The 8,392-nt window shown below is 68.3% G+C and carries 8 protein-coding genes and 1 riboswitch; of the genes, 1 reads left to right on the forward strand and 7 read right to left on the reverse strand.

Features of this window, described 5'->3' with window-relative positions:
- Positions 1-237: 237 nt before the first annotated feature.
- Positions 238-354, reverse strand: a riboswitch (SAM riboswitch).
- A 108-nt stretch (positions 355-462) separates the two neighbouring features.
- The 5 genes from trpD to GT030_RS10700 all read right to left on the reverse strand — a co-directional run bounded on the left by trpD (position 463) and on the right by GT030_RS10700 (position 5,859).
- Positions 463-1,527, reverse strand: coding sequence for an anthranilate phosphoribosyltransferase (trpD, locus tag GT030_RS10680; RefSeq protein WP_161200890.1), 1,065 nt, complete (start codon positions 1,525-1,527; stop codon positions 463-465).
- Between the two features lie 149 nt (positions 1,528-1,676).
- Entirely contained in the window at positions 1,677-3,314 is a 1,638-nt protein-coding gene (locus GT030_RS10685) for a cytochrome bc complex cytochrome b subunit (RefSeq protein ID WP_161200891.1), read from the reverse strand.
- Positions 3,311-4,369: a Rieske 2Fe-2S domain-containing protein gene (locus GT030_RS10690; protein WP_161200892.1), complete on the reverse strand. Its 1,059-nt coding sequence runs from the start codon at positions 4,367-4,369 to the stop codon at positions 3,311-3,313. Before GT030_RS10690 ends, GT030_RS10685 begins: the two co-directional genes overlap by 4 nt.
- Positions 4,366-5,178, reverse strand: coding sequence for a c-type cytochrome (locus tag GT030_RS10695; RefSeq protein WP_161200893.1), 813 nt, complete (start codon positions 5,176-5,178; stop codon positions 4,366-4,368). The genes GT030_RS10690 and GT030_RS10695 overlap by 4 nt, the downstream gene beginning before the upstream one ends.
- Before the next feature lie 60 nt (positions 5,179-5,238).
- Positions 5,239-5,859, reverse strand: coding sequence for a heme-copper oxidase subunit III (locus tag GT030_RS10700; protein ID WP_030810341.1), 621 nt, complete (start codon positions 5,857-5,859; stop codon positions 5,239-5,241).
- A 145-nt stretch (positions 5,860-6,004) separates the two neighbouring features.
- On the opposite strand from GT030_RS10700, the gene GT030_RS10705 reads away from it, so the two are divergent.
- A complete protein-coding gene (locus GT030_RS10705; RefSeq protein ID WP_030810343.1) occupies positions 6,005-6,406 on the forward strand; it encodes a response regulator transcription factor in 402 nt (133 codons plus the stop codon).
- Positions 6,407-6,459: 53 nt separating this feature from the next.
- On the opposite strand, the gene GT030_RS10710 is transcribed toward GT030_RS10705, so the two are convergent.
- Positions 6,460-7,722 carry an Ig-like domain-containing protein gene (locus GT030_RS10710; protein WP_161200894.1) on the reverse strand — a complete coding sequence of 421 codons (1,263 nt, stop codon included), beginning with the start codon at positions 7,720-7,722 and terminating at the stop codon, positions 6,460-6,462.
- A gap of 161 nt (positions 7,723-7,883) precedes the next feature.
- Positions 7,884-8,282 carry a cytochrome c oxidase subunit 4 gene (locus tag GT030_RS10715; protein ID WP_086690039.1) on the reverse strand — a complete coding sequence of 133 codons (399 nt, stop codon included), beginning with the start codon at positions 8,280-8,282 and terminating at the stop codon, positions 7,884-7,886.
- Between the last annotated feature and the right edge of the window lie 110 nt (positions 8,283-8,392).

An 8,392-nucleotide genomic window follows, 5' to 3' on the forward strand; every position in this document is an offset into this window, starting at 1 on the left:
AGCGGGGCGGGAACGACGTGGGTGGCGGCGGGGGCGGGGGCGGGGGCGAAGGCGGTGAAGACGGACATGGCTGAACTCCCGTGAGGCAGGCCGGAGTCACCGCGCGCAGGGCATGCGGACGCGGCACCGGAGGAAGGGTGAAAGGGGGTGTGCGGAGGCGGGGCTCGGCGGCCCTAGCGCATTCGCTTGCTCACGGAAGAAGCTCCCTCGTACGACCAGGACCCCTGGTTCTCGAGGGGTCCGCGCTTGCCGTAGACCTTCTGGACTACGGCCTGGTCCTCACCCGGAGCACCCCGCCACGGACGGAGGGTTGCCGGACAGCCGGCCGGGGCCGCATGGCTGTCGCTCATGACCTGATCAGGAAGCTAGCCGGACGGAGTGCGTGGCGCAACCGCCGTCCGGATGCCGGAACGCCGGCGCGGCGGGGAGCGGCCGCTCCCCGCCGCGCCGGAAGAACGGCTCCTACCGGTTGCTGGCGGCCACCCACCGCTCCAGCGTGCGCTCCGCCGCCCCGGAGTCGATGGACTCGGCCGCTCTCGCCATGCCCGCCCGGAGCTGGTCCGCCAGCGGCGCCTCCGTCGGGTCCAGCGCGACCAGCGCCGCCGCCGAGTTCAGCAGCACCGCTTCCCGCACCGGCCCCCGCTCGCCCTCCAGCACCTTGCGGGCCACCATCGCGTTGTACGCCGGGTCGCCGCCGCGCAGCGCGTCCACCGGCACCAGCTCGATGCCGACGTCACGCGGGTCGAAGACCTCCTCGGTGACCTTGCCGTCGCGCACGATCCACACCCGCGAGGGCGAGGTGGTGGTCAGCTCGTCCAGCCCGTCCTCGCCCCGGAAGACCAGCGAGGAGTTCCCGCGCTCGGCGAAGACGCCCGCGACGATCGGCGCCATGGCCAGGTTGGCCACGCCCACCGCCTGGGACCGCACCCGCGCCGGGTTGGTCAGCGGACCGATCACATTGAAGACCGTACGGATGCCGAGCTGGCCGCGGGCGGCACCGACATGACGCAGTGCCGGGTGGAACTTGACCGCGAAGCAGAAGGTGATCCCCGCCTCCTCCGCGACCTCGGCCACCCGCTTGGGCGTCAGCTCCAGGTTCACCCCGAGCCGCTCCAGCACGTCCGAGGAGCCGGACGCGGAGGACGCGGCCCGGTTGCCGTGCTTGATGACCTTCGCGCCGGTGCCGGCGACCACGATGGAGGACATCGTGGAGATGTTCACCGTCTTGGCGCCGTCCCCGCCGGTGCCGACGATGTCGACGGTCCGGCCCGGCACCTCGATGACATTGGCGTGGTCGTACATCGCCCGGACGATCCCGGTGATCTCCTCGACCGTCTCGCCCTTGGCCCGCAGCGCCACCAGGAAGCCCGCGATCTGGGCGTCCGTGGCCTCGCCGCGCATGATCCGGTTCATCGCCCAGGCGGTGGCGTCGGCACTCTGGTCCCGGCCCTCCAGCAGGGCGTTCAGTACCTCGGGCCAGGAACGGCCCGCCGCGGTGTCGCCTCCAGCGGGGGTCACAGCGCTCATCAGCCGCTCCTGGGTGTGTGAGAGAAAAGCAGGTGTTCCGGGGCACGCGGGGTGCCCGCTCCCACCCTATCCAGCCCGAACAGGGCGAAGGGCCCCGCCGGTGTTCCGGACGGGGCCCTTCGGCCGTGGCGTGGCGACGCGCGCGGGGATCAGTGGTGGCCGTGGCCGCTCGTGATCTCCTTGTACTCGTCGACGGTGGGCTTGGGGATCTGGTTGTCCTTGCCGTAGTAGGCGTTGGACAGCTTGACCCGGAGCCGCTCGGTGGGCTTCACCTTGCGCTCGACCCCGTTCTCGTCGACCGTGGGGCCGATCTCGGCGGGCTCGTACTGGTGGTGGGCCGTCAGGGTGTGGAGCTGCTCCTGGCTGAGCGGCTCGTGCACCTCGATGAACTCACCGTGCGGCAGGCGCTTGATGATGCCGGTCTCGCGGCCGTGCAGCACCTTCTCCTTGTCCCGGCGCTGGAGACCGAGGCAGATCCGCTTGGTGGCGATGAACGCGATCACCGGTCCGGCGAAGAAGAAGATCCGGACGAACCAGGTGACCTGGTTGATCGACAGGTGGAAGTGGGTGGCCCACAGGTCGTTGCCACCCCCGACCAGACCGATCATGTACACCGTGACCCAGGCGACGCCGAACGCGGTACGCGTCGGGGCGTTGCGCGGGCGGTCCAGGATGTGGTGCTCACGCTTGTCGCCGGTGACCCAGGACTCGATGAACGGGTAGACCGCGATGGCCATCAGCACGACACCGAACAGGACCAGCGGGATGAACACGCCCAGGACCAGCGTGTGGCCCCAGAAGTTGACCTCCCAGCCCGGCATGTAACGGACCAGACCCTCGGCGAAGCCCATGTACCAGTCGGGCTGGGCACCGGTGGAGACCTGGTCGGGCCGGTACGGGCCCATCGCCCAGATCGGGTTGATCTGCGTGATGCCCGCGATGAGCGCGATCACACCGAAGACCAGGAAGAAGAAGCCTCCGGCCTTGGCCATGTACACCGGCAGCAGCGGCATGCCGACGACGTTGGTCTCCTTCTTCCCCGGACCCGCGAACTGCGTGTGCTTGTGGTAGAAGACCAGGATCAGGTGCGCCACCATCAGGCCGAGCATGATGCCCGGCAGCAGCAGGATGTGGATCGAGTAGAACCGGGCCACGAAGTCGTGACCGGGGAACTGCCCGCCGAAGAGGAAGAACGAGATGTACGTGCCGACGATCGGCATGGACAGGATCGCGCCCTCGGTGAAGCGCACACCGGTGCCGGAGAGCAGGTCGTCCGGGAGCGAGTAACCGGTGAAACCGGTGAACATGCCGAGGACGAACAGCAGGAAGCCGAACAGCCAGTTGACCTCACGCGGCTTGCGGAACGCGCCGGTGAAGAACACGCGCATCATGTGCACGAACATGCCGGCGAGGAAGATCAGCGCGGCCCAGTGGTGGATCTGCCGGATGAGCAGACCACCGCGCACATCGAAGGAGATGTGCAGGGTCGAGTTGAACGCCTCCGACATCAGCTGCCCCTGGAGCGGGACGTAGCTGCCGTGGTACTCCACCTCGTTCATCGACGGGTGGAAGAACAGCGTCAGGTACACACCGGTCAGGATGATGATGAGGAAGCTGTACATGCAGACTTCGCCCAGCATGAACGACCAGTGGTCCGGGAAGACCTTGCGCATGTTGGCCTTGGCCAGGGCGTAGATCCCCAGCCGGCCGTCCGCCCAGTCGGCGACGCGCTCGCCGGCCGGCGCCTTCCCGCGCGAGCGGGGGGCTTCGTTCGCTTCAGTACTCATCCGCGCTCCCAGAATGCAGGACCGACGGGCTCCGCGAAGTCGCCGAGCGCCTCGAGGTAGCCCTCGTCGTTCACACCGATGCGGAGCTGCGGCAGGGCGTGACCGGCGGGGCCGAAGATCACTCGGGCACCGTCGGAGAGGTCGAAGGTGGACTGGTGGCACGGGCAGAGCACGTGGTGCGTCTGCTGCTCGTACAGGGAGATCGGGCAGCCCACGTGGGTGCAGATCTTCGAGAACGCGACGATGCCCTCGTGGGACCAGGCCAGTTCCTGCTTGTCCTTGATGTCGTTCGGCAGGAGCCGGACGATCATCAGGGCGGCCTTGGCGATCTCGTTCTGGAAGTCCTCGTCCGTCTCCTCCAGGCCCTCGGGCTTGGCGAAGGTCAGCGAGCCGACGGCCACGTCCTCGGGACGCAGCGGCTCGTTGGTGTTGACGTTGACGAGGAGCTTGCCCTTCGCCCACAGCGTGTGGCGGAGCGAGCTGTGCGGCAGCGGACCGAGGTCGCGCAGCAGCATGACGCCGGAGAGCGGGACCAGGGCCAGCGCGCCGAACATCGTGTTGCGGATCAGCTTGCGACGGCCGATGCCGGACTCCGCGGCTCCCTGGCGGAAGTCCTCGAAGACCTGGGCGCGGACCGTGGGGTCCGCCGCGATCGGGTGGCGCTCGGCCACCATCTCGACGTCGGACATCAGGGTGCGCGCCCAGTGGACGGCGCCCGCGCCGATGCAGAACAGCGCCACACCGAGGGTCAGGCCCAGCGCGAAGTTGAGCGCGCTGATGTGACCGATCGGGAAGACGAAGATCGACTTGTCGTGCGGGATCGTCACGTACGACGCGATGAAGGCGACGGTGGCCAGCATCGAGATCGTGAACAGCAGGGCGACCGCGCGCTCGGACCGCTTGGCGGCCCGCTCGTCGATGTCCTGCGCACGGTGCTCGTGCGGCGGCATGCCCGGGTCGGCGAACGGCGTCTCTTCGTCCGCGACGCTCACCGAGCCGTGCGCGTGGTCCTGCGCGGCGGGCAGGTTCTCTTCTGGAATGTCTTGGCTACTCATGACTTCTTGGCCTTTGCGGTCCGAGCGGCGACCCAGACGGCGACCGCGATCAGCGCGCCGAGGCCGAAGATCCAGGCGAACAGGCCCTCACTGACCGGGCCGAGTCCGCCCAGCGCAAGGCCGCCGGGGTTCTCGGTCTCGCTGCTGTTGACCGCGTTCAGGTACGCGATGATGTCCTTCTTGTTCTTCTCCGTCATGGTGGTGTCGGGGAAGGACGGCATGTTCTGCGGGCCGGTCTGCATGGCCTCGTAGATGTGCTTGGGCGCGACGCCCTCGAGGCTCGGCGCGTACTTGCCCTTGGTCAGGGCGCCACCCTTGCCGACGAAGTTGTGGCACTGCGCGCAGTTGGTGCGGAACAGCTCGCCACCCTTGGCGATGTCCGCGCCGTCCTTGGAGTACTGCTCCTTGGTCGGCACGTTCGGGCCGGCGCCCAGCGACGCGACGTACGCGGCGAGCTGGTCGATCTGGGCCTGGGTGTAGATCGGCTTCTTGGCCGGGATCTGAGCCATCTGCGAGCTGGAGGCGGGCATCCGGCCGGTGCCGACCTGGAAGTCGACCGCGGCGGCGCCGACGCCGACCAGGCTCGGGCCGTCGGAGGAGCCCTGGCCACCGGTGCCGTGGCAGCTTGCGCAGCCGACCTCGTAGAGCTTCTGGCCCTCCTTGATGGTCAGGGACTGGGAGGTTTCATCGGCCTGCGCCTTGCCCGCGGGCGCGAACGCGGCGTACAGCCCCCCAGTGGCCGCCAGCGCGAGGAGTAGGACGACGACCGCCGCCAGCGGATGGCGTCGTCGTGCGGAGAGCTTTTTCACGGATTACCCCGGTGTCAGGATCTTCTGCGTCGGTGCTTCTGGATGTGCGGGTCTTGCCCGCTACTTGATCAAGTAGATCGTGGCGAAGAGGCCGATCCAGACCACATCGACGAAGTGCCAGTAGTAGGACACGACGATGGCGGCGGTCGCCTGCTCGTGAGTGAACCTCTTGGCCGCGTAGGTGCGGCCGAGGACCAGCAGGAAGGCGATGAGTCCGCCCGTCACGTGCAGGCCGTGGAAGCCGGTGGTCAGGTAGAACACGGAGCCGTAGACGTCGGAGGACAGCGAGATGCCGTCCTTCTTCACCAGTTCCGTGTACTCGAAGATCTGTCCGCCGATGAAGATCGCACCCATCACGAAGGTGACGATGAACCATCCGCGGAGCTTCTTCACGTCCCCGCGCTCGGCGGCGAACACGCCGAGCTGGCAGGTCAGGGAGGAGAGCACCAGGATCGTGGTGTTCGTCGCGGAGAAGGGCACATTCAGCGCGTGCGCCATCTCCTTCCAGTGATCCAGTCCGGTCACCGATCGAGCGGTGAAGTACATCGCGAAGAGGGCCGCGAAGAACATCAGCTCGGAACTCAGCCAAATGATGGTTCCGACGCTGGTGAGGTTCGGCCGGTTGACCGACGGGTGCGCGTGCCCGGTATCTACTGTCGTTGCTGTCGCCACGACCGACATTATGTCGGTCGCTTATCTCGCCCTCACTCCGGGGGTGCCGTTCGGAGTGTCTTCGCCTGTCGTACCGGTGTTGACGTGCTGTCCGGGGGAGTAGCATCCGGCCCACAATGGCCTGTCCGCAAGACGCCGACGTCTCGGAGGAAGCATGCAGCCGACCGCCACCGTGCTGGTGTACAGCGACGACTCCAACACCCGCGAACAGGTACGGCTCGCCGCCGGACGCCGGCCGGCCCCGGACGTGCCGCTGGTGGAGTTCGTCGAGTGCGCCACGCCCGAGGCCGTGGTGCGCGAGGTGGACCGGGGCGGCATCGACGTCTGCGTGCTGGACGGCGAGGCGGTGCCCATGGGCGGCATGGGGGTCTGCCGTCAGATCAAGGACGAAGTCTTCGGCGCTCCCCCGGTGTTGCTGCTCATGGGCCGCCCCCAGGACGCCTGGCTGGCGACCTGGAGCCGGGCCGACGCGGCGGTGACGCTGCCGGTCGACCCGATGGAGTTCGCGGAGGCGCTCGCCTCCCTGCTGCGCCGCAAGCGCCTCCAGAACGCCTAGAACGGCCCGCAGAAGGGGTGCGGGGACCCGCCCGGCTCCCGCACCCCGGAGCCTCATGCGGCGGCGGGGCGCAGGCGTACGGAGTCCCTGGGCGCGGAGCCGTTCTGAGCGGCCCCGTTGAGGGCGCTGCCGGTGCCCCATTTCTTCCAGTCCACGTTCCAGTCGCCGAAGCCGTTGCCGAAGTCCTCCATGGCGTGGCCGTTGGAGTTGACGACCTTCACGATGTCGCCGGCGCGGACGTGGTCGAAGAACCATTCGGCGTTCCCGGTGCTCATGCCGGTGCAGCCGTGGCTGACGTTGGCGTAGCCCTGCGAGCCGACCGACCAGGGCGCGGCGTGCACGTACTCACCCGACCAGGTGACGCGAGTGGCGTAGTACACCAGCAGGTCGTACGAGTCGGAGCTGCCCTCGGCGATGCCGACGGTGGTTCCGCGCATCCGTACGAAGTACTGCTTCTCCAGGACCACCTTGACGCCGTTGCGGGTCTCGAAGCCGGGCTTGCCGGTGGTGACCGGGATGGTGTTGATCGCCTCACCGTTCTTGTAGAACGTGAGCTGGTGGGTGGCGGCGTCGGTGATGGCCTCCACCTTGTCCCCGATGGTGATCTTCAGGTCTTTGCTCTTGCCACCGCGCAGCCGGTCGGTGATCTTGATCCCGTCGAGGTTGCTGTGCACCCGGACGGTGGCGTGGGCGGGCCAGTACTCCTTGGGCCGGTAGTGGAGTTCCTTGTCACTGACCCAGTACCAGGAACCCTGCACGGCGGGGACCGAGTCCACCCGCAGCCCGCTCTCCACCACGGCCCGCTGGGCCTTGTCCTTGACCGGCTGGTCGAGGTTGGCCGTGATGGGCTGCCCGACGCCGTACTCCCCCGCCTCGGGCCCGAAGGTGACACCGAGGCTCTTCTTGCTCGCCGTCTTGGTGGTGGCGAAGTCGAGGACCTTGCGGCCGGGGGCGCCGTCCTCGTCCTCGGTGCTCACACGGACCGTGTAATGGGCGTTGGCGGCCAGCGGGGAGGTGCTGTGCCAGCGTCCGCCGTCGGCGGCGAGTTCGCCCGCCACATAGCGGCCTGTGGCGTCCCTGGCGGTGACGTCGGTGATCCGGCCCTCGCCGCTCTTGAGCGTGACCTCCAGGGGCTTGTCCGGATCGACCTGCTTCGCCTTGTCGGTGGGCGCGTTGAAGACGATCTGGTCGGCCGCGTCGTACGGGTTGGACGACAGGGCATTGCCGTCCGAGCCGCAGCCGGTGACGCCCGCGCCGAGGGCGGCCACCAGCATGGCGGAGCTGACCACGGTGCGGGTCCGCGCAGTGTGATTCATACGATCACGCTATGAGAAGAGGACGTCACTGGCTCGGCACGTAACCCGTACGAGGGACGGACACTGCGGCAAACGGACACCACGGCAAAGGGAGGAGCCCGGACCCTCCTGATGGAGTGTCCGGGCTCCCGCCGGGTACTGCGCCGTGTTGCTGTGCCGTCCTACTGGGTGCGGTTCTCACCGCGGTAGTACTCGAACACCCAGCCGAAGAGGCCGATGGCGATCAGGGGTGCCGAGAAGTACAGCAGCCACCAGCCGACCGCGATGCCCAGGAAGGCCAGCGCACCGCCGACCGCCAGGGCCAGCGGCTGCCAGCTGTGCGGGCTGAAGAAGCCCAGCTCGCCCGCGCCGTCCGCGACGTCGGCCTCCTTGTCGTCCTGCGCGCCCGCGTCGACCCGCCGGGCGGTGAAGCCCAGGTAGAAGCCGATCATGATGCACAGGCCGAAGGCCAGGAAGAGCGCCGTGGTGCCGGCCGGCTCCTTCGACCACACGCCGTACACGACGGCCATGACCAGGACGAAGATGCTCAGCCAGAAGAACATCCGACCTTGGATCTTCACTTGCCGGCCTCCTTGCTGCCCGCGATGGCGGCGCCGTGACCGGCGTGCTCAAGCTGCTCCAGCGCGGCGATCTCGGGGTGGTGCAGGTCGAACGCCGGGGATTCGCTGCG

Origin of the sequence: Streptomyces sp. SID1328 (assembly GCF_009865595.1) — a bacterium.
Classification (GTDB): domain Bacteria; phylum Actinomycetota; class Actinomycetes; order Streptomycetales; family Streptomycetaceae; genus Streptomyces; species Streptomyces griseoluteus.